Source organism: Nocardioides marmoraquaticus (genome assembly GCF_054777915.1).
On record NZ_BAAHAA010000006.1, the window covers coordinates 1 to 22,647 of the forward strand.

A 22,647-nucleotide genomic window follows, 5' to 3' on the forward strand; every position below is an offset into this window, starting at 1 on the left:
CGACTTTTGGCACACTGTTGAGTTCTCAAGGATCAAGCGCACACCCAGCAGACGAGCCTCACGACCCCGCCAGGGACAACCTGACAAAACTTACCGGCCGCTCCAGCCCCGGTCAAACTGGGATCTGGACCCTGCCAGTGCCGCTCGGACCCGCCTTGCGTCTCGCCAGGAGCTCTGGCCCGAAAGGCACTGAGCTGGCTTCGTGAGGCTGGTCCTGCGCATCACCCGGGGGGCCGTCCGCCCGGCCTCTCGGCCTTGCGTCCCGCCGCACTCCCTGGCGACAGAGGGAACATTAGACCCCCCGTCGGAGACCGTGCAAATCGGGGGGTGCCCCCGTCCGCGAGCCCGCACGGAGCCGCAGGTCAGCGGCGCGCGAGGTGTGCGACGACGACGTCGGCGAAGGTCTCGGCGTTGGTCGGGAGCACCGGCAGGTAGAGCCCCGGCTCGGTCAGCTCGAGCTCGCTGACGACGAGGCGGCCGTCGTCGAGCCGCATCAGGTCGACTCGTGCGTAGTCGAGCACGTCGCCCAGCACCTGCTCGGCGACGGCGATCGCCACCCGGGCGAGGTCGGCCGACTCCGGCTCGACCGGCTCGGCGACGGTGCGGCCGCCGTACTGCGGGTGGACCCGGATCTCTTCCCGCTCGGAGCCCCCCGGGGTCTTGCGCGCCTGGGCCGCCACTTCACCGCCGAGGACGAAGACGGCGCGCTCGCCCTCGGTGCGGATCGACGGCACCAGCGGCTGCACCACCCACGGACCGGTTCCGAGGTCGACCCCCTCGAGGCGATCGACCGCCCCCACGAGCACGACCCCGCGGCCGCCCGCCGCGACGCGGGGCTTGACCACGGCCGGGCCACCGACGGACCCCACGGCCTCTCGCAGGGACGGGGGGTCGTCCGCCAGCAGGCTCGGCACCACCGGGACGCCGGCCTCGAGCAGGTCACACAGATAGGCCTTGTCGGTGTTCCACGCGAAGGTCGCGGCCGAGTTGAGCACCCGCGGGAGCGATCGGGCCCAGGAGAGGAACTCCTGCCGGCGGGCCTCGTAGTCCCAGGTCGAGCGCACGGCGACCAGCGCGGCGTCCCAGGCCACACCGGCGTCGTCCCACACGGCCCAGCGGGCCGTCACGCCGCGGGCGTCCAGGGCCGTCACCAGACGGTGGCCCTCCTGCTCGCCGTCGGGCACGGAGGAGCTGGTCGCCAGGATCACGTCGGTCACGTGCGCCGACGCTACCGAGCCCCCAGCCTCGCGCGACCACCCGCGTCGTCGGCTCATGACGGACCGGGAAGGCGACCGAGCTCGCGATGAAGCAGGCCGCCGAGGCCTCGGCGTGGATCGCGGAGGCGCGGTCGGCGTGGGCCGGGTCGGCGACGGTCACGACGGGGTGCAGCACCACCTCGGTGAACCGGCCGCCGATGCCGACCTGCTCCATCGTGGCGCGGGCCTCGTCGTCGTACGCCGTCACGACGACGCCGTGGGTCACCGCGACGTGCAGGTACGACAGCAGGTGGCACTGCGACAGCGCGGCGAGGAGCAGCTCCTCGGGGTTCCACCGCGCCGGGTCGCCGCGGAAGGGCTTGTCGGCGGACCCCAGCAGCTCGGGCTTGCCCGACGTCCGGAGCGTCACCGAGCGGTCGTAGTCGCGGTAGCCGGTGGTGCCGGCGCCGCGGTTGCCGGTCCAGGTGGCGGCGAGCCGGTAGTGGTGGTCGGTCACGCGTGCTCGGGCGGGAACCCGCCGGTGGCGATGGGGCCCCAGCGCTCGATGGTGACGCGGATCAGCGACTTGCCCTGCGTGGCCATCGCCTCGCGGTACTCGTCCCAGTCGGGGTGCTCCCCCGCGATCGAGCGGTAGTAGTCGACCAGCGGCTCGACCGCCTCGGGCATGTCGATGACCTCGGCGGTGCCGTCGACCTGGACGTAGGCGTCGTCCCAGTCGTCGCCGTGGAAGAGCACCGAGGCGCGGGGGTCGCGCTTGAGGTTGGCGGTCTTGGCGCGCTTGGGGTAGGTCGAGATCACCACGCGACCCTCCTCGTCGATGCCGCCGCTCACCGGCGAGAGCTGCGGACGGCCGTCCTTGCGGAAGGTCACGAGGGTGACCTTGTGCAGCGGACGGACGAACTCGAGGAGCTGGTCGCGGTCGACGTGGTCGGCGGTGGCGATGTTGCGCGGCATGCCACCAGGGTGCCCGGGCGCCACGACGGGCAATCCGGCGCCCGCCAGGCTCGAGCGGTGGGTCGGCCGCCGGTGCACCCGTGCACCCGTGCGCCGCGAGTGCGGCGACGCCGTCCACGGCCCTGGTCGACCCGTGGCTGCGGGCCCACGCCCCGTCGGGCGCGGTCAGCCGCCGGCGACCGCGGGGATGATGCTGACCTGCGCGCCGTCCGGGGTGGGGCTCGCCAGGCCGTCGAGGAAGCGGACGTCCTCGTTGCCGACGTACACGTTGACGAAGCGACGCAGCCCGCCCTGGTCGTCGAGCACCCGCGCCCGGATGCCGGCGTGGTGGCGCTCGAGGTCGTCGATCACCTCGGCCAGGGTGGCGCCCTCGGCACCCACCTCGGACTCGCCCCCGGTGTAGCTGCGCAGGATCGTCGGGATCCGCACCGAGACGGCCATCAGACGATGCCCGTGCGGGTGAAGGCGGCGTACGACGCGTCGATGGTGGCGGCGGGCCCGACCTCGTCGGCCACGGCGTCGAGGGTCTTCAGGCCCATGCCGGTGTTGATGATGACGGTCTCGAGCGAGGTGTCGAGCTGGCCGGTCTCGACGAGCTTCTTGAGCACGGCCGTGGTCGTGCCGCCGGCGGTCTCGGTGAAGACGCCCTCGGTGCGGGCCAGCAGCAGGATGCCCTGGCGGACCTCGTCGTCGGAGACGTCCTCGACCGCGCCGCCGGTGCGACGGCACACGTCGAGCACGTAGGGGCCGTCGGCGGGGTTGCCGATGGCCAGGCTCTTGGCGATGGTGTCGGGCTTGACCGGGCGGACCACGTCGTGGCCGTCCTTGTACGCCGCCGAGACCGGCGAGCAGCCGGTCGCCTGGGCGCCGTAGATCTTGTAGGGCTTGTCCTCGACCAGGCCGAGCGCGGCCAGCTCCTGGAAGGCCTTGTCGACCTTGGTCAGCTGCGAGCCCGACGCGACCGGGATGACCACCTGGTCGGGCAGCCGCCAGCCGAGCTGCTCGGCGATCTCGTAGCCGAGCGTCTTGGAGCCCTCGGCGTAGAAGGGGCGCACGTTGACGTTGACGAACGCCCAGCCCTCCTCCTCGCCGGCGATCTCGGAGGCCAGCTTGTTGACGTCGTCGTAGTTGCCGTTCACCGCGACCAGGGAGTCGGTGTAGACGGCCGAGTTGACCTGCTTGGGCTTCTCGAGGTCGCTCGGGATGAAGACCACGGTCTTCATCCCGGCGCGGGCACCGGCCGCGGCGACGGCGTTGGCGAGGTTGCCCGTCGAGGGGCAGGCGAAGACCTCGGCCTTGAGCTCGCGGGCGGCGCTGAGCGCGCAGGCGACCACACGGTCCTTGAAGGAGTTGGTCGGGTTGGTCGAGTCGTCCTTGACCCACAGCCGGGTCAGCCCCAGCTGCTCGCCGAGGTTGTCGGCCCGCAGCAGCCGGGTGTAGCCCGGCTCGGTGTTGGGGCTGGTCTCGATGTCGTCCGGCACCGGGAGCAGCGCCTTGTAGCGCCAGATGTTGCGCGGGCCGGCCTCGATCTGCTCGCGGGTGACCGCCGGGAAGGCGTAGTGCACCTCGAGGGGACCGAAGCACTCCGGACACGCGTAGAACGGGCCCAGCTCGACCTGGTGACCACACTCGCGGCAGGCCAGCGACGTCGCGTTGCCGAAGGCGCCCTCGCGCAGGCCCTCGGCGTCGGGCTGGACCTCCGCGCCCGTGACGGCCGCGTCGTCGGCGGCGGTGTCGGGAGTGGTCTGCTGGGTGACGGTGCTCAAGGAGGCCTCCTTCTCATCTTCCCCGCGGCGGCTCTCGCCGCAGGACGGATGTAGCACCACTTCCGCACGACACCGACGGTGTCGGAGGCTCGTGCGGCGGTTGCCGGGGCTTCAGCGGGCCGTGTCCCTCTGCCCCTCTCGATGAGCTCCGGTCAGCCTAGGAGCCCGCTCCTCGCCCCCGCACATCGGGGTCCGGGATGTGGACGGTCGTCTCGGCACGTGGGATCGCGCACGTGAGAAGTCCCCGGTTCACCGGGGACTTCTGACTGGATCGGCCTTGATCAGGGCCGATCCAGTCAGAACGAGGCCCGACAGTCGAGCCGACCGACCGCCCGAGCCGACGTACGGCGCGGTCAGACGCGGGCGGAGGCGGCGTCGGCCGCGAGGCGGCGCAGCAGGTCGAGCACGCCGTCGGGGCCGTCGACCACGACGTCGGCGAGCTCGAGCAGCAGCTCCGGAGTGCGTCCCTCGGGCGAGGCCGAGCACACGGTCAACCCGGTGGTGCCCTCGTCGCGCAGCGCGCGCACCGCCTTGAACGCCTCGACGTCACCGAGGTCGTCACCGACGAAGACCACCGCCCGCGCCTCCAGCTGCTCGACGAGGCGGCGTACGGCGGCCCCCTTGTGCATGCCGTGGGCCCGCACCTCGACCACCAGGTGACCCGGCTCGAGGTCGAGGCCGTGCTCGTCGGCGGCCTCGCGCAGCAGCGGCAGCAGCCGCTCCAGCGCCGCCTCCGGGTCGTCGAGGCGGCGGGTGTGGACGGCGACGGCGAGGCCCTTCTCCTCGATCCACGCCTCGCCGGCGTCGGCGCGACGCAGCACGCGCGGCAGCGCGCTGGTGAAGGTCGCCAGGCCCCGCGGGGGTGCCGGCGAGATCACGCGGCGCTCGACCGAGGTCCAGCGCTCGTTGCCGTACTGCCCCAGCACGAAGAGCTCGCGGCCGTGGTCGCCGATGGCGTTGCCGACCGACTCGAGCCCGCCGAGGTCGAGCGCCTGGCGGGCCGGGCGGCCCGTGACGACGGCGACGGCACGGACGTGCTCGGCCAGGTCGACCAGCACCTCCTGGCCGTCGGGGTGGATGTGCGCCTGCTCGGGATCCTCGACGATCGGCGCGAGGACCCCGTCGAAGTCGAGGCCGACCAGCAGGTGGTCGGCGGCGCGCACGCACGCGGCGTACTGCTGCTCGCCGTCGGAGGAGGTGAACTCCATGGCGCGCATCCTCGCAGGTACGCCGCCGGGCCCCGCGCCCGGCGGCGGGTCAGCCGCGGTAGTCGTCGGTGAGGATCACGGTGAGCCGGTCGAACTGCATCGGCTCGATCGCGGGCTTGACGTTGGGGATGCCGAGGTCCTTGGACAACGCCTTGGCGGCGCGCTCGAGGCGGGGCGGGTAGTAGACGGCGGTGCCGTCGACGGTGCCGTACCAGTTGTCGGAGCCGACGACGTTCCAGCCGCCGGCCTCGGCCTTGCCCGCGGCTCCGCCGGCCAGACCGGTGATGCCGGTGTTGTTGAAGACCACGACGTAGGTGTCGGCGCGGTCGATCGGCTTGGGCTTCGCCGGCGCCGAGGCGCTCGGGCTGGCCGACGGGCTGGCCGACGGCTCGTCGGAGGCCGACGGCGCGCTGGTCACCGGGGTGGCCTCGTCGGCGCGACCGACCTCGTCGGGGTCGTTGGCGACGAAGACCAGCGCGGCCATGGCCACGGCCGAGACCGACAGCGCCAGCAGCCGCGTCGACAGCACGAGGCCGCGCTCGTCGCGCGGGCGGGACAGGGCGGGGAAGGGTCGCACCATCACTCCGAGAGGTCGAAGCCGAGCCGGCGGGCGGAGCGCTGCCGCTGGCGGGTGGCCCGCAGCCGACGGAGCCGGCGCACGAGCAGCGGGTCGTGCTCGAGGGCCTCGGGACGGTCGATCAGCGCGTTGAGCACCTGGTAGTAGCGCGTCGAGGACATCGAGAAGTGCTCGCGCACCGCCTGCTCCTTGGCGCCGGCGTACTTCCACCACTGGCGCTCGAAGTCGAGCATCGCGGCATCGCGCTCACCGAGGCCGGAGGGTGCGTCGGGCTCGGGGCTGTGCGCGTGGCTCGCCGACATGCGGAGCGCCTCCTCGTCGATCTCGGGGCAGGACCACTGCCGAGCATAGGCCACGGAATCACAGCCGTGTCATTCCTCCGGGCGGCGTGGCGGCTACCGTCACCGCATGCCCGACGCACCCGCTCTGGAGACCGTCGGCTGGGGCGTCCTCGCCCCCGGCCGGATCGCGCACTCCTTCGCCGCCGACCTCGCCCTGCTCCCCGACGCCCGTCTCGTCGCCAGCGGGTCCCGCTCGCTCGAGCGCGCCGAGGCCTTCGCCGCCGAGCACGGCGGCCGCGCGCACGCGTCGTACGAGGACCTGGTCGCCGACCCCGACGTCGACATCGTCTACGTCGCCTCGCCGCACGTCTTCCACGAGGAGCACACGATGCTCGCGCTCGAGGCGGGCAAGGCGGTGCTGGTGGAGAAGCCGACCACGCTCGACCTCGCCTCGTCGCAGCGGCTCTTCGACGCGGCGCGGGAGCGGGGGTTGTTCGTCATGGAGGCCATGTGGACCGCCTGCCACCCGCGGGTGCGCGCGCTGGTCGAGGCGTTGGCGAGCGGGCGGTACGGCGTCGCGCGCCAGGTGCACGCCGACCTCGGCTTCGTCGTACGACGCGACCCCGGCGACCGGCTGCTCGACCCCGCACTGGGCGGGGGCGCGCTGGTCGACATGGGCATCTACCCGCTGACGCTCGCGCACCTCGTGCTCGGCGCGCCCGAGCAGCTCGTCGCCACCGCGACCCTCGACGACCGCGGCATCGACACCGACGTCGCGATCGCGGGGCGGTACGCCGGCGGCGCCACCGCCGCGCTCACCTGCACGCTGAGCGCCGCCTCCCCGCGCGGCGCGACCGTGGCGACCGACACCGGCCACTTCCGCATCGGGCCCAACCACCACCACCCGGCCCACGTGCACTGGGTCCCCGAGGACGAGCCCGAGGCCCGCGTCGAGCTCGAGCCCGCCGAGCCCGTCGTGGGCCTCGGCTACGCCCACGAGGCCGTCGAGGTGCACCGCTGCCTGCGGGAGGGCCGCACCACCAGCACCCTCGTGCCTCCCGAGCAGACCCTCGCGATCATGGGCCAGCTCGACGACGTGCGTCGGCAGATCGGGCTGACGTACGACTGAGGCCGGCGCCGGACCGCCTGTGGGTCGGCACGACCTGGGTACTGTCGCGGCGTGACTCCCGGGAGCAGCGCTGACCTCGTCGTCGTGGCCAACCGGCTGCCGGTCGACCGGGTGGTCGGGCCCGACGGCGAGACCACCTGGAAGGCTTCCCCCGGCGGCCTGGTCTCGGCGCTCGCGCCGGTGATGCGGGCCAACGACGGCGCCTGGGTCGGGTGGCCCGGCGACGCCGGCGACGACGAGCTCGAGCCCTTCGAGGAGCAGGGCCTGCAGCTGGTGCCGGTGGCGCTGAGCGAGCAGGAGGTCGAGGAGTTCTACGAGGGCTTCTCCAACGACACGCTCTGGCCGCTCTACCACGACCTCGTCGCCAAGCCGTCGTTCCACCGCGAGTGGTGGGACGCCTACGTCCGGGTCAACGAGCGCTTCGCCGCCAAGGCTGCCGACGTCGCCGCCGAGGGTGCCGTGGTGTGGGTGCAGGACTACCAGCTGCAGCTGGTGCCCGCGATGCTCCGCGAGCTGCGACCCGACGTACGCATCGGGTTCTACCTGCACATCCCGTTCCCGCCGGCCGAGCTGTTCTCGCAGCTGCCGTGGCGCCGGCAGGTGCTCGAGGGGCTGCTCGGGGCCGACCTGGTCGGCTTCCAGCTGCCGGGCGCCGCCGCCAACTTCGTGCGGCTCGTGCGTCAGCGGGTCGGGCACAAGACGCAGCGCGACACCGTGCACCTGCCCGACGGGCGCACCGTGCGGGCGCAGGCGTACCCGATCTCCATCGACGTCGAGGGCTTCGAGGAGCTCGCCGCCTCGGAGGAGGTCGTCGCCCGCGCCGAGCAGATCCGCCGCGACCTCGGCCACCCCACCACCGTGTTCCTCGGCATCGACCGGCTCGACTACACCAAGGGCATCTACGCCCGGCTGCGCGCCTTCAGCGAGCTGGTCTCCGAGGGCGAGCTCGGCGAGGAGGCCGTCTTCGTGCAGGTCGCGACGCCGTCGCGCGAGCGCGTCGACCAGTACCGCCGGCTCCGCGACGACATCGACCGGCTCGTCGGCCGCGTCAACGGCGACCTCGGGCGCATCGGCCGCCCGGTCATCCACTACCTGCACTCGTCGTTCCCGCGCGAGGAGATGGCGGCGCTCTACCGCGCGGCCGACGTCATGGTCGTCACACCGTTCCGCGACGGCATGAACCTCGTCGCCAAGGAGTACGTCGCCTGCCGCCTCGACGACGACGGCGCCCTGGTGCTCTCGGAGTTCGCCGGCGCCGCCAAGGAGCTGCGCCAGGCGTTCCAGGTCAACCCCTACGACATCGACGGCATGAAGCAGACGATGCTCCAGGCCCGGAGCGCCGAGCCCAAGGAGCTGACCCGCCGCATGCGCGCCATGCGCCGCACGGTGACCGACAACGACGTCTCCCACTGGGCGAGGTCGTTCCTCGACGACCTGGGCGCGCCGGGCTGAGGGTCGCTGGCGGGTGCTCTTCGTTCGAGCAGCGGGGGGCCGGGCCGGTCCTCGACCGAGACGCTCCCCCGCACCGGCGTGTCGAGGTGCGGGTCGGGCGGAAACCTGGGGCGCGGGTGCTTTTCGTTCGAAAAGCCCGCTTCCGTCGGCTCAGCCCGGCTCGACCTCCGCGGAGCGTGACTCGGCGCTGCCGTGGGCGGCGGTGGCGGAGGCAGCACCCATCAGGTCGAGCACGCCGGCGGTGAGGTCGGGACCGAGGGTGCCCCAGCCCGACCGGTAGTCGTAGACCTCGCGCAGCGAGCGGGCCTCGTAGTCGCCGCACAGCACGTCGACGTCGTCGACGGTGATCAGCGACGGGTGGGCGACGCCGACGGACTCGCTGACCTTGACCAGCTCGGCGCGCAGCGTGCGGAGGTACTGCGCGGCCCGCGCGCCCTTGTCGGTCGGGTCGAGCCCGCGGGTGAGCCAGGCGTTCTGGGTGGCCACGCCGGTCGGGCAGTGGTCGGTGTGGCACTTCTGACTCTGGATGCAGCCGATGGCCAGCATCGCCTCGCGCCCGACGTTGACGAGGTCGGCACCGAGGGCGAAGGCGACGGTGGCGTTCTCGGGCAGGCCGAGCTTGCCCGAGCCGACGAAGGTGACCCGGTCGGTGAGCCCCGCCTCGGCGAAGACGCCGTACGCCCGGGCGAAGCCGAGCCGGAAGGGCAGCGCGATGGCGTCGGCGAAGACCCGGGGCGAGGCGCCGGTGCCGCCCTCGCCGCCGTCGACCGTCACGAAGTCGACGCCCCGCGAGCCGTCGGCCATGAGGGCCACCAGCTCGTGCCAGAACCCCAGCTCGCCGACCGCCGACTTGATGCCCACGGGCAGCCCGGTCTCGTCGGCGAGCAGCTCGACGAAGTCGAGCAGGCTGTCGACGTCGCCGAAGGCGGTGTGGCGGGCGGGGCTCGCGCAGTCCTGGCCCATCGGGATGCCGCGCGTCTCGGCGATCTCGCGGCTCACCTTGCCGGCGGGCAGCAGCCCGCCCAGCCCGGGCTTGGCCCCCTGCGACAGCTTGACCTCGAGCGCGCGCACCGGCCCGCTCGCCACGACGTCCTTGAGCCGGGCGAGGTCGAATCGGCCCTCCTCGTCGCGGCAGCCGAAGTAGGAGGTGCCGAGCTGCAGCACGACGTCGCCGCCCTGCAGATGGTACGACGAGAGCCCGCCCTCGCCGGTGTTGTGCAGGCAGCCCGCCTCGGCGGCGCCGCGGTTGAGCGCGGTGATCGCGGGCCCGGACAGCGAGCCGAAGCTCATGCCCGAGACGTTGACGACCGACGCGGGCCGGAAGGCCGCCCGGCGGCCCCGGGGCCCGCCGAGCACCTTGGCCCCGGGCAGTCCGCCGCTCGCGTGGTCGCGCGGCAGCGACGTGGCGAAGGTGCGGTGCTTGATGATCGCGTAGCCCGGGGTGTGCTCGACGTCGTTGTCGGTGCCGAACCCGGAGTAGTTGTTCTGCTGCTTCGACGAGGCGTAGACCCACGCCCGCTGGTCGCGGCTGAACGGGCGTTCCTCGTCGTTGGAGGTGACGATGTACTGCCGCAGCTCCGGCCCGATGGTCTCCAGCCAGTAGCGCGCGTGGGCGAGCACCGGGAAGTTGCGCAACAGCGCGTGCTGCTTCTGCGTCAGGTCGCGCAGCGCGACGGCGCCGAGCGCCGCTCCGGCCGCGCCGAGCAGGTGGGCCCTCTTCATGCGGTCAGCCTCATGCGGTCACTGTGCACCGCCGACGCCGTCGTGCACAGCACCCCGGAGCCCGGGCACGCCCGCGCCCGTCCCTGGCCGGGTCGCTCCGGTCACACCCGGTACGGGCGGGCGAACTCGTAGGTAACCTCCGCACATGGATCTGATCCCGAAGCCGGACCAGGTCGCCTCGGCCGCCAGCAACGTCGCGCACATGGTGCTGTACGGCGGCCTGGCGGATCTGCGCCCGATGCCCCGCACGCTGATCGACGACGGCCCGCTGCGCGAGGTCTACCACTACCGCCCGCACAAGACCGCGCGCACGACCGGCGACCCCGTGCTCCTGGTGACGCCGCTGGCCGCGCCGGCGATCTGCTTCGACCTGCGCCGCGGCTGCTCGCTCGTCGAGCACCTGGTGCAGCAGGGCCGCCCGACGTACCTCGTCGAGTACGGCCGGATCAGCTTCAAGAACCGTGGCCTCGGCGTCGAGCACTGGGTCGACGAAGTCATCCCCGAGGCCGTCAAGGCCGTCAGCGAGCACGCCGGCGGCAAGCCGGTGCACCTCGTCGGCTGGAGCCTCGGCGGCATCTTCGCCACCCTCGTCGCCGCCGACCGCCAGGACCTGCCGATCGCGTCGCTCACGGTGCTCGGCTCGCCCTTCGACGTCGCCAAGGTGCCGATGGTGGCGCCGCTGCGCCCCATCCTGCGGCTGACCGACGGCGGCGTCGTCACCCAGCTCTACCGCGCGCTCGGCGGCGCCCCCGCGCCGTTGGTCAAGCGGGCCTTCAAGCTGTCGTCCGGCACGAAGGTCGTGACCAAGCCGCTCGCGATCCTGCAGAACCTCGACGACGCGGAGTGGCTCGCGCAGATCGAGGCGGTCGACCGCTTCACCGACAACATGATCGCCTACCCCGGCCGCACCTTCGGCCAGATCTACCACCGGCTGCTGAAGAAGAACCAGCTGCTCTCGGGCAGCGTCGAGGTCGGCGAGCGCGAGGTCGACGTGCGCGCCATCCGCCAGCCCGTGCTGGTCTTCGCCGGCAACACCGACGGCATCGCTCCGGTTGCCGCCGTGCAGGCACTGGTCGGGCTGCTCACGGGGTCGCGGGAGGTGCGCTTCGAGATCGTGCCGGGAGGCCACCTCGGCATGCTCACCGGCCGCGCCGCGCGTCGCTCCACCTGGGTGGTGCTCGACGAGTGGCTCGAGCAGTGGTCGCAGGACGCCCCGCCCGGGAGCGCCGCCCCCGAGGCCCAGAAGGCCGCCCGCAAGCCGGTCCGGAAGACCGCCCCGCGCAGGCCGACCCGCACCACGTCCGACGCCCTCCCCGACACCCAGGCCGACCAGAATCCTGACCAGGCCCCCGACCCGACACCTGACCGGGGGGCCATCGGGTCCAACCCCGACCGCCGCTTCTCGTCCTCGTCGTCGCGCAACCTCGCCCGCCGGGCGTAGGCGCGGGCGACGAGGACCGGCGAGGACCCGGCGCGCGGGTGGTGCGGGCCCCGGTACGCCGCGACGGCGCCGCCGTCGCGCGGATCGTGCTGCCGCTGCTGCTCGTCGCGATCGCGGTCGTGGTCGCCGGGCTCGCGCCGACGCCGCAGCGCGAGCCGACGTACACCCGCTACGTGGCGTTCGGCGACTCCTTCACGGCTGCGCCGTACGTGCCGGTGACCGACCTCGCGGCGGGGTGCCTGCGCTCCGACGGCAACTACCCCAGCCAGGTGGCGCGCACGCTGCGCGTCGCGGTCTTCGAGGACCGGTCGTGCACGGGTGCGCAGGTGGCCGACCTGTACGCCGGCCAGCGCACCCGTCTCGGCCTGGTCGTGCCGCCGCAGCTGGCGGCGCTGACCCCCGACACCGACCTGGTGACGATCGGGCTGGGCTTCAACGACGGCCGGCTCTACGGGCGCATTGCCTCGCGCTGCCGGCAGGCGCCGGGCATCTGCCCCCTCGCCGACGAGCGGCCCTACCTCGAGTCGATCGTCAACCGGGTCGCCTCGACGCTGACCGGGGCGCTCGTCGACATCAAGGAGCGGGCACCGCGGGCCCGCGTGCTGCTGGTCGGCTACCCCCGGATGCTCCCGCCACGCGGCGACTGCCTCGCGCTGCCCCGGTTCCGGCCCGAGGACCGCCAGACCTTCCGCGACCTCAACGCCGAGCTGGTCGCCCAGATGGAGCTCGCGGCCCGCGTCGCCGACGTGGAGTACGTCGACTTCTACGCCCGCTCGTTCGGCCACGACATCTGCGCCACCCGGCCGTGGGTCGAGGGGCGGGCCGGCGACGACGGCCGGGCGGCCGCCATGCACCCGCTGCCGGCCGGGCAGCGTGCCCTGGCCGAGCTGGTCGTCAGCACCCTGCGGCGCCCGCCGCCGGACGCCTAGGGGCGCGGTGCCGCGTCGTCGCTGCCGCCCGTCGGACGGTGCGCACCGCGCTCGACCGCCTCGCGCAGGCGGCGTACCTCCTCGTGGAGCTCGGCCAGCTCGCGGCTGCCGGCCGGTGCGCCCTGCTCCTGCTCCTCGATCTGCTCGACCCGCTGCACCAGCCAGGAGGCGAACGAGGCGGTGACGACGCCGAGGACGCCGATGCCGGTGAGCATGAGCAGCCCGGCGACGACCCGGCCCGACGTCGTCACGGGGTACATGTCGCCGTAGCCCACGGTCGACACCGTCTCGACGGCCCACCACAGGGCGTCGCCGTAGGTCTGGATCGGCCCGGGGCCGCCGCGCTCGGCGTCGAGCACCGCCAGCGACCCGGTGGCGACGATCAGCACCACCGAGGCGCCGACGTAGAAGCCGACCCGGCCGCGCAGCGACCCGCGCCCGACGCGGTCGAGCTGCGAGAGCAGCGACAGCAGCCGCAGCAGCCGCAGCGGCCGGAAGAAGGGCAGCACGGCGGCGGCGAGGTCGAGCGGGTGGCGCTTGAGGAAGTCGACCCTGTCGTCGGCGAGCACGAGCCGCAGCACGAACTCGCCGGCCAGCACCAGCCACGACAAGAACACCACCGAGGCACAGAGGCGACGCGCGTGACGCGGGAGCTCGGGATCGAGGATGGGCCACGCGTAGGCGACGAGGAAGGCCAGCGAGACCACCAGCAGCGGCCACTGCGCCCGGCGGTCCCAGCCCTCCAGCGACGGTCGCCTCATGAGCCGGAGTCTGGCAGCCGACGCCGGTGCCGAGCGCGACATCGCGGCCATGTCGCGGGGCCCGTCCGCGGCCATCGGCAACGGCGCTAGGCCCGGGCCGCCACGTCGGCGAGACGGTGACCGTGAGGGCGGGGCCCGACGAGGCCCACCGAGCCGCGGGCCTACGGTGAGCCGGTGAGCACCCTCGGAGACCTCGTGGAGCGGGGACTGGTGGCGGGCGACTGGGCCGAGGCACTGGCGCCGGTCGAGGGGCGGATCGAGGCGATGGGCCGGTTCCTGCGCGAGGAGCTGGCGGCGGGGCGCGACTACCTGCCTGCTGGCGAGCACGTGCTGCGCGCCTTCCGACGACCGCTCGGCGACGTCAAGGTGCTCGTCGTCGGTCAGGACCCCTACCCCACCCCGGGCCACGCCGTCGGCCTGAGCTTCTCGGTCGCCCCGGGGGTCGCGCCGCCGCGCAGCCTGGTCAACATCTACCGCGAGCTCGTCGACGACCTCGGTGTGCCGCAGCCGACCACCGGCGACCTGACCCCGTGGGCCGACGCCGGCGTGATGCTGCTCAACCGCTGCCTCACCGTGAGCCCCGGCGCCCCCGCCTCTCACCGCGGCAAGGGGTGGGAGGCGGTCACCGACCGCGCCATCGCCGTGCTCAGCGAGCGGGCGCGAGCGGGCCAGCCGCTCGCGGCGGTGCTGTGGGGCTCCGACGCGCGGTCGCTGCGCGGCGCGCTCGCGCCGGTGCCGTACGTCGAGTCGACCCACCCGAGCCCGCTGTCGGCCCACCGCGGCTTCCTCGGCTCGCGACCCTTCAGCCGGGTCGACCGGCTGCTGGAGCAGCAGGGCGGCACGCCCGTGGACTGGCGACTGCCCTGAGGCGGGAGACTGCCCCCATGGAGCTCCTGTCCATCCAGTCCTCGGTGGCCTTCGGCCACGTCGGCAACAGCGCCGCGATCTTCCCGCTGCAGCGACTCGGCATCGAGGCGTGGGCGGTCAACACCGTCCACTTCTCCAACCACACCGGGTACGGCGAGTGGCGCGGCCCGCTGCTGTCGGCCGCCGACCTGCGCGAGGTGGTGCGGGGCGTCGAGGAGCGCGGTGCGCTCGCCCGGGTCGCGGCCGTGCTCAGCGGCTACCAGGGCGGCGAGGAGGTCGGCGAGGTCGTGCTCGACACCGTCGCCCGGGCCCGCGAGCTCAAGCCCGGCACGCTCTACTGCTGCGACCCCGTGATGGGCGACGTCGGGCGCGGCATGTTCGTGCGGCCCGGCGTCCCCGAGCTGATGCGCGACCGCGTGGTCCCGCAGGCCGACGTGATCACGCCCAACCACTTCGAGCTCGACTTCCTCGCCGGCACCACCACCCGCACCGTGCCCGCCCTGCTCGACGCCGTCGACGCCGTACGACGGGCCGGCCCGCGCACCGTGCTGGTCACCAGCGTCCTGGTCGACGAGACGCCTGAGGGCAGCGTCGACCTCGTCGCGGTCGACGACGACGGCGCCTGGACGGTGCGCACCCCGCTGCTGCCCATCGCCCCCAACGGCTGCGGCGACGTCACCGCCGCGGTGTTCCTCGCCCACCTGCTGCGCAGCGGTTCGGTGCGCACGGCCCTCGAGCGCGTCACCAGCACCATCTTCGGGATCCTCGAGGCCACCATCGCGGCCGGGACCCGCGAGATCCAGCTCGTGGCCGCCCAGGACGTCATCGCCGACCCCCCCGCCCGGTTCGAGGCCCGCCGGCTCCGCTGAGGCCTCGTCGTCAGGATCGGGTCGCAGGCGGGGGCCGGGAACGACCGGATCCTGACATCGAGGGCCTGATTATCCGGCTGGCCGGGTAATCAGCGGGTCACTGCCAGGATCGGGTCGCAGGCGGGGGCCGGGAACGACCCGATCCTGACATCGAGGGCCGGTCGGGACGCGCCGCGGGGGGCGGCGGCCGCAGCCACCGCCCCCCGGGCGTCGTCCTGACGGAGCGTCAGGACACCTGCTTCACCCCCACGTCGCCCTGGCCGACGGTGACGCCGTCGGAGGTGCGGACGAGGATCTGGCCGAGCAGCCCGCGACCGGCGCCGGCCGCCTGCCTCGGCGTGACGGAGCCCTGCACGGTCCAGGTGGCACCGCTCGCCCGCTCGGCGTCGGCGTCGGTGACCTGCACCGAGCCGAACGCCTCGTTGACGAAGACGTCGACGTAGTCGTACGTCGTGGTGCCGGCCGGCACGGCGTAGCCGTCGACGACCACCCGGTAGGTGCCGGCCGCCGGCCTCGCGATCGTCACCGACTCCTCGGAGTCGCCGTCGGCCGACTGGCCGACGACGGTGCCGCAGGAGCCGCCGGAGCAGCGGTAGACCGTCAGGTCGAGGTCGGCGCCCGCGTCGCTGGTGTTGCCGATCGTGGCGCGCAGCGAGGAGGAGCCCTCGGTGACCTGCACGTCGTACGACTGCGACTGACCGGTGCTGATGCTCCGCTCGGCCACCACGGCGCTGCCCAGGGTCGAGCCCACGGCCTTGCCCGTGAACGGGCTCAGCTCGCTGGTGATCTCCCACTCGGCGGGCGAGGCCTGACCCACGCTCGCCTGGTCGATGACCAGCGGGTCGGGCGAGACCGTCGCGCCGAGCACCTGCGCGGTGAGGCGGTACGGCGCACGTGCGGCGTCGCTGGTGCGGCGACCCTCGACCACGACCTCCCAGACACCGGCCTGCGGTTCCGACACGGTGCGGCTGGTGGGCGAGCCCAGGGCGCAGCCGGCGCCAGCGTCGGGGTTGTAGCACTGGGTGGTGGCGTTGGCGTCGAGGCCGACGCCGTAGGGGTGGAAGCGCAGGAAGCGGATCTGGCCCGCGCCCTGGGTCGTGCCGCCGCCCTGGAGGTCGACGCGGAACGCCGGGGCGCCCTCCGGCACGTCGTAGAAGAAGGACTGGGTCTGGTTGCGACCGATCTGGCCCTGCTTGGCGACGGTGTAGGAGTTCTGCGCGGTGAAGCGCTCGGCGGCCACGACGGTGTTGAGCGTCTGGTACTCCACGCCCGGGGTGGTGGTGTCGTCGAGGTTGAGCACCGCGGAGTGCGTACCGGTGCTGCCCGGAGCGACCCTGACCGTCACCGTCGTCGGCTGCGCCAGCGGCAGCGACACCGAGGCCGGGGCCGAGAAGGTGCCGTCGTTGCCCACCCAGTCGAGGTCGTACCTCACCGAACCGCTGCGACCGGAGTAGCGCGTGAAGGTGTACGTGCGGCTGTAGCTGTCACCGGCCGTCACGCCCTCGCGGTCGTTGATGCCCGTGCCGACCCCGGGCTTGCCCAGGAAGCCGGAGAGCGCGGTGTTGACCGCCACCTCGGAGGTGATCTCGACGGGCTCGACGTCGTCCTGCAGCATCTCCCACGCGGCGGTGGTGTCGACCAGGCCGTTGCCCTGCTCGTAGGCGCCGTAGCGCTCGAAGAACCGGGCGGTCGAGCCCATCGCCTGACGCAGCTGCGCCGGGCTGACCTCGAGGCCGCGGTCCTTGGCGGCGCCGACGAGCAGCGCCGCCGCACCGGCGGCCTGCGGCGAGGCCATCGAGGTGCCGTTGAACATCGCGTACCCCGGGGTGCAGGTGTAGGCGATGCAGGCGCTCGCCGGGTTCTGCCACAGCGGCACGGTGGAGACCGCGGCGCCGGGGGCGGTGACGTCGGGCTTGAAGCCGCCGTCCTCGCGCGGGCCCCGCGACGAGAAGCCGTGCAGGTTGTCGGCGTACTCGGAGTCGGAGCCGTAGTTGGAGCGCCACGTGTCGTCGCTGATCGAGGAGCCGACCGAGACGACCTTGGTGGCCACCGACGGGTCGCCGACCGTGTTCATGCCCGCGCCGGAGTTGCCGGCCGAGATGAAGATCTGCACGCCGTAGGTGTCGATGAGGCGGTTGTAGAGCACCGCGCGGGCGTTGTTGCCGTCGTTGAGCGCCGGCAGGCCGCCGATCGACATGTTGATGACGTCGACGTCGCTCTGCGCGAGCCAGGCCATGCCCTCGATGAGGGCGTAGTTGGTGCAGCCGGAGATGAAGAGGCAGACGCGGGCCGACTTGAGGTTCGCCCCCGGCGCGGCGCCGGACATCTTGCCGTCGTACATCTTGTTGGCCGCGGTGATGCCGGCGACGTGGCTGCCGTGGGCACCGCTGACGATGCCGATGTTGAGCCAGTCGTCGTCCTCGGTCTGCACGACGAACGGCATCTGCTCGCGGATCGCGGTGTTGGGGTTGTCGAGACCGAAGTGGCCGACGTCGTAGTTCTCCGCGTAGTCCTGCATCGCGGTCTCGTCGGTGAAGTCGCGGTCCTGGTCGGTGTCGACCCAGACCTCGTCGGTCTTCTGGTCCCAGATCACCGCGAAGGTGCCGCTGCTGCCGGCGGGGTTGCCGTCGCGGTTGACGTCGCTGCCGACCTCGCCGCCCAGGCGGGGGTCGCGCTCGTCGAAGACACCGATCCTGAACGGGCCCCGGGCCGGGGCCCTGTAGGTGGCGCCGCTGAAGTCGAAGCGTCGACCGCTGACCGACTGGCTCATCTTCAGCCAGGTCGGGTCGCCGTCGGTGACGGGGTCGGTGAAGGTCTTCCAGTCGAGGATCTTGCGCTCGCCGGTCGAGGTCTCCTGCAGCGACGGGTGGTCGAGGTCGACACCGGAGTCGACGATGCCGATGGTGGTGCCGCGGCCGTCCCACCGCTTCTTCTCGGCCGTCAGCTGGGCGGCGTTGGTCTCGCCGATCGGCATGTAGGGGTTGACCTTCGGGGTCCGCTTGCCCGGCGGCGTGTACGGCGTGGGGTTCTGCGTGCCCTCGGGGCGCGGGTCGTCGAGCGGGATGACCTCGGCGAGGTCGACCGCCGCGATGCCCGGCAGCTTGGCCGCCTTCGTCACCTGCGAGGTCGGCACCGAGACGCGGGCGTAGTCGAGGTCGGACTCGGTGGTCTCGACCTTGCCGCCGAGGCCGGCGAGCCGGCTGGTCGCGGCACCGAGGGCGCCGTCCTCCGCGGCCACCAGCAGGGTGACCCGCTTCTCGCCGTCGGCACGGGCCTCGCTGAGCAGGCCGAGGTCCTGCTTGTCGAGGCCGGCGGCGGCGCCGGGCGGGGTGGGCGGCGGTGAGCCGGGGGGTGCGGCCTGTGCCGCGGAGGTGGTCAGGGCGAGACTCGACGAGGTCAGTGCGACCACCGCCAGACCCGCCAGGCCCCGAGAAAGCCTGTTGGTCACGTCGTTCCTCTCAACTGGCCCGTGCCGGGTTGCGACGGGCCCCGGGCAGCACACCCCGGATCGCGCCGTCGGCGGAACCCCGGGAGACCGAATCGTTACCAACGGTTGTGCAACGGCATCGAACCGGCAGATCGGGCGGATGGGGCTCTCTCGGTACGCGCGGGCCCGCAAACACGCGGAGCCAAGTCCCGCGAGTCGTCCGGTTGGCCCCACTTCGCCCGGGTGGTCGAAGAACGTGACTCCGCGTGTCTGCGCTTTCAGCCCACTCCCCGGGCACGCCGCCACCCCCGTACGCCGCAGCGGCGTACGGGGGCGGGTGGGGCTCAGGCGACCTCGGCCTCCAGCGGGAACAGCCGACGGACGATGTCGGTGAGGGTGACCACGCCGACGGGGTTGCCGTCCTCCTCGACGACCGCGAGGTGGTTGCGGCTCTGCCGCATGCTGGCGAGCGCGTCGGAGAGCGGCGTCTCGCCGTCGAGCTTCAGCACCGGCCGCATCACGGCGTCGGCGCGCCGGTCGTCGGGCTGCGTCATGGTGTCGCGCACGTGCACGGCACCGAGCACCCGGCCGCCGTCGCGCACCAGCACCCGCAGGTGGCCGGACGCCTTGGTGGCCTCGCGCACCGCGACCATGTCGTGGTGCGCCTCCACGGCGGTCGCGCTGCGGCCCCGCTGCAGCAGGTCGGTCAGGGTGAGGTGCTGCAGCTCGAGGGCCCGGGTCAGCTGCGCCGAGCGGTGCTCGTCGAGCACGCCGACGTCGAGGCTGTGCTCGACGAGCTGGGCGAGGTCCTCCGCGCTCTGGCCCGTGTGGGGGCTGTCCTGCGGCTCGACGCCGACGCGGCGCAGGCACCAGTTGGCGGCCGCGTTGAGGAAGACCAGCACCGGCCGGAACAGCCACATGAACGCCCGCATCGGGATCGCCAGTGCCGTGGCCGCCGCCTCCGGGTGAGCGATCGCCCAGGACTTCGGCGCCATCTCGCCGATGACGAGGTGCAGGAAGGTCACCACCAGCAGGGCGAGGGTGAACGCCACCACGGTGGCCAGCCACGACGGGGCGCCGAGGTCGGCGAAGACCGGCCGCAACGCGTAGTCGAGGGCGGGCTTGGTGACGGCACCGAGGCCCAGCGCGCAGGCGGTGATGCCGAGCTGGCAGCCGGCCAGCAGCACGGTCAGCTCGTCGAAGCTGCGCAGCGCCGCCCGAGCCGAGCGGCTGGTCTCGGCCATGTCCTGCAGCCGGTGGCGCTTGACGGCCAGCAGGGCGAACTCGACGGCCACGAAGAGCGCCGAGAGCACGATCAGGGCCACGGTCACGCCGGTGACGGCCCAGGGGTTGCTGGTCATCGGGTCTCCTCACCGGCACGCAGCTCGGCCAGCAGCTGCTCGGAGGTGTCGGTCCGGACGGGCAGGGTCGCCCGCACGCGGGCGGGGACGTGGCGCTCGACCTCGAGCACCTCGAGGTGCAGGTGCTCGGCCACCCGCTCGCCCTCGTCGAGCAGCGTGGAGGGGTCGAGCGGCAGCTCGACCTCGACGGCGTCGCCGACCTCGGGCAGGCCGCCGTACGCCGCGATCACGAGGCCGCCGATGGTCTCGAAGTCGCCGGTCGGCAGGTCGCGGCCGATGGTGCGCTCGACCTCGTCGACATGCAGGTCACCGGACATGGTCCAGCTGCCGTCGTCGGCGGGCACCTCCTCCTCGGTGCGCGGGTCGTGCTCGTCCTCGATCTCGCCGACCAGCTCCTCGGCGAGGTCCTCGGCGGTGAGCACGCCGTCGTAGCCGCCGTACTCGTCGAGCACGATGGCCATCTGCGCCTTCTCGGCCGCCATGGCCCGCAGGGCGTCGGGCAGGCCCATCAGCGTCGCGACCATGACGGTCTCGCGCATCAGCTCGCGGGCGGTCAGTGGGGAGTCGTGGCCCGCGACCAGCACGTCCTGCAGGTGCACGACGCCGACGACCTCGTCGTCCTCGTCGAGCACCGGGTAGCGCGAGTGGCCGGTCGACATGACCTGCCACAGCTCGGCGACGGTGTCGTCGGGGTCGACGGTGTCGACCCGCGAGCGCGGCACCATGGCGTGCTCGACGTCCTCCTCGGGGAAGTCGAGCACGCGGTCGAGCAGCACCGACAGCTCCTCGGGCAGGTCACCGCTGTCGCGCGAGTCGGCCACGATGTGCTCGAGGTCGCGCGCCGTGGCGGCGTGCTCGACGTCGTGCACCGGCTCCATCTTGAAGGCCCGCAGCAGCGCGTTGGAGGCGGCGTCGAAGACCTTGATGAGCCAGCCGAAGGCGCCGAGGTAGACGGCCGTCGACGTCGCGAGGCGCACGGCGACGGGCTCCGGCCGCGCGATGGCGAGGTTCTTGGGGAACAGCTCGCCGAAGAGCATCTGGATGAAGGTCGAGGCGATCAGCGCCACGGCCGTGCCGATGCCGAGGCCGACCGAGGCGGGCACGTCGATGCCGCCGAGGGCCTCCTCGATGGCGCGACCGATGAACGGCTCGGCGACGTAACCGACCAGCAGGGCGGTCACGGTGATGCCGAGCTGGGCGCCGGACAGCATGAACGACGTACGACGGGTGATGCCGAGCGCGCGCTCGGCGGCGGCGTCACCCTTGGCCGCGCGGGCGTTGAGCCGCGAGCGGTCGACAGACATGTAGCCGAACTCCTGGGCCACGAAGTAGCCCGTCAGGGCCGTGATGGCCAGCACGATGAGGAGTCCGACGAGCAGGTCGAGGACCCACATCAGGACACCACCGCCGCGGGAGCGTCAGCGAGGACGGCGGCCGGGTCGGCAGCCGGAAAGGTCAGCAGCAGGGGCCCAGAGGGCCTCGGACTGTCGTGCTCCATCGGGGCGGGTGTCTCTCCTGGTTCGACGGGTGCGGAACGACCATGATGCCGGACGTCCCCACGGCAGGCGACCCGAACCGGCGCGCCGCGCCTCGGCGCGTGAGCCGGAGCACGGTGACGGGCTCGCTCGGAGCCGGTGACAGGAGTCGAACCCGCGACATCCTCTTTACAAGAGAGGCGCTCTACCAACTGAGCTACACCGGCGCGCGCCTCTCGGCGCGGGGCCATCGTAGTCAGGGCCGGTGCAGCAGCCGGCGGCCCACTCGCCGGTCGAGCTCGTCGGGGCCACCGCACCCTTCGTGGCTCGGGCCTGGCGGCCCTCGCACCTCAGGGAGCGGAGAGCGCCGCACCCTTCGTGGCTCGGGCCTGGCGGCCCTCGCACCTCAGGGAGCGGAGCAGCCCGTCACCCGATCCCTGAGGAGCCCGCGAGGGAGGAGCGGGCGTCACGAAGGGGCGGGATCCTCACGAGCGGGCGGGGCGGGTGGAGACGAGGACGGCGACCTTGTCGATGCGGTGCTCGGGGTTCTTGAACTCGTCGGACCAGTAGTTGCCCTCGGCGTGGTCCTCCGGGGTCCGGCAGGTCGACAGGGTGAGGAAGGGGCGGGTGGGGCTGGCGCGGGGGCGTCCGGGCACCGCGGCCGACTGCTGACGCAGCGACCGCGGGGAGCGGAAGCTCGTCTGCCGGGTCGTGGTCACGCGGTAGCGGAAGACGGTGGCGCCCGAGCGCACCCGGACCACGTCACCACGTCCGAGCAGCGGCAGGTCGCCGAGCGGGGCGCCGAGGCTGGTGCGGTGGCCGGTGACGAGGAAGTTGCCGACCTCGCCCGGCCCGACGAGACCACCGCTGCCGCGAGGCGAGGCCATCAGCCCGCGGTCCTGGATCGCGGTGCCGGGCCCGTCGTCGGGGGTGCCGCGGTAGCGCACGACGGGCACGTCGACGAGACCCAGGCGCGGCACCGACACGAACGACCGTCGCGGCTCCGGCCGCTCGAGGGCGGGCACGGCGTCGCCACGCACCCGGGGCGGCGGCTCGGTGACGGGCCTGACGTCGTCCTCGCCGAGGTGGACCGTCGGGGTCCGCGAGGGCGTCGAGGCCGGGTCGGGCGGGCTGCTGCTGCAGCCGAAGACGACCGCCCCCAGGAGCACCAGGGCCGCTGCCGTCCTCATCTCGCCACCGTACGCCGCGGT

At 73.2% G+C, this 22,647-nt stretch carries 19 protein-coding genes, 1 tRNA gene, 1 pseudogene and 1 riboswitch; of the genes and pseudogenes, 6 read left to right on the forward strand and 15 right to left on the reverse strand.

Annotated elements, in window-relative coordinates; all coding sequences use genetic code 11:
• Window positions 1–362: 362 nt before the first annotated feature.
• The 8 genes and pseudogenes from ACYU8I_RS05975 to ACYU8I_RS06010 all read right to left on the reverse strand — a co-directional run bounded on the left by ACYU8I_RS05975 (window position 363) and on the right by ACYU8I_RS06010 (window position 6,024).
• Complete coding sequence (locus tag ACYU8I_RS05975; RefSeq protein WP_460838507.1) at window positions 363–1,217, reverse strand: ATP-grasp domain-containing protein; 855 nt, start codon at window positions 1,215–1,217, stop codon at window positions 363–365.
• A 70-nt stretch (window positions 1,218–1,287) separates the two neighbouring features.
• A pseudogene (locus tag ACYU8I_RS05980) lies at window positions 1,288–1,713 on the reverse strand (OsmC family protein); the annotation flags it as partial.
• The gene (locus tag ACYU8I_RS05985; RefSeq protein ID WP_460838509.1) at window positions 1,710–2,171 is read right to left on the reverse strand and encodes a PPOX class F420-dependent oxidoreductase; all 462 of its coding nucleotides are present in this window, start codon (window positions 2,169–2,171) and stop codon (window positions 1,710–1,712) included. The gene ACYU8I_RS05985 and the pseudogene ACYU8I_RS05980, both read right to left, overlap by 4 nt.
• A 165-nt stretch (window positions 2,172–2,336) precedes the next feature.
• Window positions 2,337–2,612 carry a MoaD/ThiS family protein gene (locus tag ACYU8I_RS05990; protein WP_460838510.1) on the reverse strand — a complete coding sequence of 92 codons (276 nt, stop codon included), beginning with the start codon at window positions 2,610–2,612 and terminating at the stop codon, window positions 2,337–2,339.
• Window positions 2,612–3,847, reverse strand: coding sequence for a threonine synthase (gene thrC / locus ACYU8I_RS05995; protein WP_460838842.1), 1,236 nt, complete (start codon window positions 3,845–3,847; stop codon window positions 2,612–2,614). The genes ACYU8I_RS05990 and thrC overlap by 1 nt, the downstream gene beginning before the upstream one ends.
• A gap of 100 nt (window positions 3,848–3,947) precedes the next feature.
• Window positions 3,948–4,085, reverse strand: a riboswitch (SAM riboswitch).
• Between the two features lie 205 nt (window positions 4,086–4,290).
• The gene (otsB, locus tag ACYU8I_RS06000; RefSeq protein WP_460838512.1) at window positions 4,291–5,145 is read right to left on the reverse strand and encodes a trehalose-phosphatase; all 855 of its coding nucleotides are present in this window, start codon (window positions 5,143–5,145) and stop codon (window positions 4,291–4,293) included.
• Window positions 5,146–5,194: 49 nt separating this feature from the next.
• The gene (locus ACYU8I_RS06005) at window positions 5,195–5,725 is read right to left on the reverse strand and encodes a LytR C-terminal domain-containing protein (RefSeq protein WP_460838514.1); all 531 of its coding nucleotides are present in this window, start codon (window positions 5,723–5,725) and stop codon (window positions 5,195–5,197) included.
• Window positions 5,725–6,024 carry a DUF3263 domain-containing protein gene (locus ACYU8I_RS06010; protein WP_460838516.1) on the reverse strand — a complete coding sequence of 100 codons (300 nt, stop codon included), beginning with the start codon at window positions 6,022–6,024 and terminating at the stop codon, window positions 5,725–5,727. Before ACYU8I_RS06010 ends, ACYU8I_RS06005 begins: the two co-directional genes overlap by 1 nt.
• A 106-nt stretch (window positions 6,025–6,130) precedes the next feature.
• Here ACYU8I_RS06010 and ACYU8I_RS06015 point away from each other — a divergent pair, with 106 nt between their 5' ends.
• Together ACYU8I_RS06015 and ACYU8I_RS06020 are read left to right on the forward strand one after the other, a co-directional pair.
• Window positions 6,131–7,132, forward strand: coding sequence for a Gfo/Idh/MocA family protein (locus ACYU8I_RS06015; RefSeq protein WP_460838517.1), 1,002 nt, complete (start codon window positions 6,131–6,133; stop codon window positions 7,130–7,132).
• 51 nt (window positions 7,133–7,183) lie between these two features.
• A complete protein-coding gene (locus ACYU8I_RS06020; protein WP_460838519.1) occupies window positions 7,184–8,584 on the forward strand; it encodes an alpha,alpha-trehalose-phosphate synthase (UDP-forming) in 1,401 nt (466 codons plus the stop codon).
• Window positions 8,585–8,734: 150 nt separating this feature from the next.
• On the opposite strand, the gene ACYU8I_RS06025 is transcribed toward ACYU8I_RS06020, so the two are convergent.
• Window positions 8,735–10,306, reverse strand: a complete 1,572-nt coding sequence (locus ACYU8I_RS06025) for a glutamate synthase-related protein (protein ID WP_460838520.1) — start codon at window positions 10,304–10,306, stop codon at window positions 8,735–8,737.
• A 145-nt stretch (window positions 10,307–10,451) separates the two neighbouring features.
• On the opposite strand from ACYU8I_RS06025, the gene ACYU8I_RS06030 reads away from it, so the two are divergent.
• Complete coding sequence (locus ACYU8I_RS06030; RefSeq protein WP_460838521.1) at window positions 10,452–11,747, forward strand: alpha/beta fold hydrolase; 1,296 nt, start codon at window positions 10,452–10,454, stop codon at window positions 11,745–11,747.
• 38 nt (window positions 11,748–11,785) lie between these two features.
• Window positions 11,786–12,676 carry an SGNH/GDSL hydrolase family protein gene (locus tag ACYU8I_RS06035; protein WP_460838524.1) on the forward strand — a complete coding sequence of 297 codons (891 nt, stop codon included), beginning with the start codon at window positions 11,786–11,788 and terminating at the stop codon, window positions 12,674–12,676.
• On the opposite strand, the gene ACYU8I_RS06040 is transcribed toward ACYU8I_RS06035, so the two are convergent.
• On the reverse strand, window positions 12,673–13,437 hold the full coding sequence (locus ACYU8I_RS06040) for a potassium channel family protein (protein WP_460838527.1): 765 nt from the start codon (window positions 13,435–13,437) through the stop codon (window positions 12,673–12,675). The two genes, ACYU8I_RS06035 and ACYU8I_RS06040, sit on opposite strands and share 4 nt — an antisense overlap.
• Before the next feature lie 174 nt (window positions 13,438–13,611).
• Between ACYU8I_RS06040 and ACYU8I_RS06045 the strand changes: the two genes are divergently transcribed.
• Together ACYU8I_RS06045 and pdxY are read left to right on the forward strand one after the other, a co-directional pair.
• Window positions 13,612–14,304: a uracil-DNA glycosylase gene (locus tag ACYU8I_RS06045; protein ID WP_460838529.1), complete on the forward strand. Its 693-nt coding sequence runs from the start codon at window positions 13,612–13,614 to the stop codon at window positions 14,302–14,304.
• A gap of 17 nt (window positions 14,305–14,321) precedes the next feature.
• Complete coding sequence (gene pdxY / locus ACYU8I_RS06050; protein WP_460838531.1) at window positions 14,322–15,173, forward strand: pyridoxal kinase PdxY; 852 nt, start codon at window positions 14,322–14,324, stop codon at window positions 15,171–15,173.
• 226 nt (window positions 15,174–15,399) lie between these two features.
• Here the strand turns inward: pdxY and ACYU8I_RS06055 are convergent, their stop codons facing one another.
• From ACYU8I_RS06055 to ACYU8I_RS06075, 5 genes are all read right to left on the reverse strand, one after another.
• Window positions 15,400–18,582 carry a S8 family serine peptidase gene (locus tag ACYU8I_RS06055; RefSeq protein ID WP_460838533.1) on the reverse strand — a complete coding sequence of 1,061 codons (3,183 nt, stop codon included), beginning with the start codon at window positions 18,580–18,582 and terminating at the stop codon, window positions 15,400–15,402.
• Window positions 18,583–18,944: 362 nt separating this feature from the next.
• A complete protein-coding gene (locus ACYU8I_RS06060) occupies window positions 18,945–19,961 on the reverse strand; it encodes a hemolysin family protein (RefSeq protein WP_460838536.1) in 1,017 nt (338 codons plus the stop codon).
• Entirely contained in the window at window positions 19,958–21,355 is a 1,398-nt protein-coding gene (locus ACYU8I_RS06065) for a hemolysin family protein (RefSeq protein ID WP_460838537.1), read from the reverse strand. Before ACYU8I_RS06065 ends, ACYU8I_RS06060 begins: the two co-directional genes overlap by 4 nt.
• Before the next feature lie 235 nt (window positions 21,356–21,590).
• Window positions 21,591–21,663, reverse strand: a tRNA-Thr gene (locus tag ACYU8I_RS06070).
• Window positions 21,664–21,921: 258 nt separating this feature from the next.
• Window positions 21,922–22,626 carry a class E sortase gene (locus tag ACYU8I_RS06075; RefSeq protein ID WP_460838539.1) on the reverse strand — a complete coding sequence of 235 codons (705 nt, stop codon included), beginning with the start codon at window positions 22,624–22,626 and terminating at the stop codon, window positions 21,922–21,924.
• Window positions 22,627–22,647: the final 21 nt, after the last annotated feature.

What these genes read in the sequence shown, in the direction of transcription:
- ACYU8I_RS05985 (WP_460838509.1), bottom strand. Translation starts at nt 2,171, where the DNA reads ATGCCGCGCAACATCGCCACCGCCGACCACGTCGACCGCGACCAGCTC.
- ACYU8I_RS05990 (WP_460838510.1), bottom strand. Translation starts at nt 2,612, where the DNA reads ATGGCCGTCTCGGTGCGGATCCCGACGATCCTGCGCAGCTACACCGGG.
- otsB (WP_460838512.1), bottom strand. Translation starts at nt 5,145, where the DNA reads ATGGAGTTCACCTCCTCCGACGGCGAGCAGCAGTACGCCGCGTGCGTG.
- ACYU8I_RS06005 (WP_460838514.1), bottom strand. Translation starts at nt 5,725, where the DNA reads ATGGTGCGACCCTTCCCCGCCCTGTCCCGCCCGCGCGACGAGCGCGGC.
- ACYU8I_RS06010 (WP_460838516.1), bottom strand. Translation starts at nt 6,024, where the DNA reads ATGTCGGCGAGCCACGCGCACAGCCCCGAGCCCGACGCACCCTCCGGC.
- ACYU8I_RS06015 (WP_460838517.1), top strand. Translation starts at nt 6,131, where the DNA reads ATGCCCGACGCACCCGCTCTGGAGACCGTCGGCTGGGGCGTCCTCGCC.
- ACYU8I_RS06025 (WP_460838520.1), bottom strand. Translation starts at nt 10,306, where the DNA reads ATGAAGAGGGCCCACCTGCTCGGCGCGGCCGGAGCGGCGCTCGGCGCC.
- ACYU8I_RS06030 (WP_460838521.1), top strand. Translation starts at nt 10,452, where the DNA reads ATGGATCTGATCCCGAAGCCGGACCAGGTCGCCTCGGCCGCCAGCAAC.
- ACYU8I_RS06040 (WP_460838527.1), bottom strand. Translation starts at nt 13,437, where the DNA reads ATGAGGCGACCGTCGCTGGAGGGCTGGGACCGCCGGGCGCAGTGGCCG.
- pdxY (WP_460838531.1), top strand. Translation starts at nt 14,322, where the DNA reads ATGGAGCTCCTGTCCATCCAGTCCTCGGTGGCCTTCGGCCACGTCGGC.
- ACYU8I_RS06060 (WP_460838536.1), bottom strand. Translation starts at nt 19,961, where the DNA reads ATGACCAGCAACCCCTGGGCCGTCACCGGCGTGACCGTGGCCCTGATC.
- ACYU8I_RS06065 (WP_460838537.1), bottom strand. Translation starts at nt 21,355, where the DNA reads ATGTGGGTCCTCGACCTGCTCGTCGGACTCCTCATCGTGCTGGCCATC.
- ACYU8I_RS06075 (WP_460838539.1), bottom strand. Translation starts at nt 22,626, where the DNA reads ATGAGGACGGCAGCGGCCCTGGTGCTCCTGGGGGCGGTCGTCTTCGGC.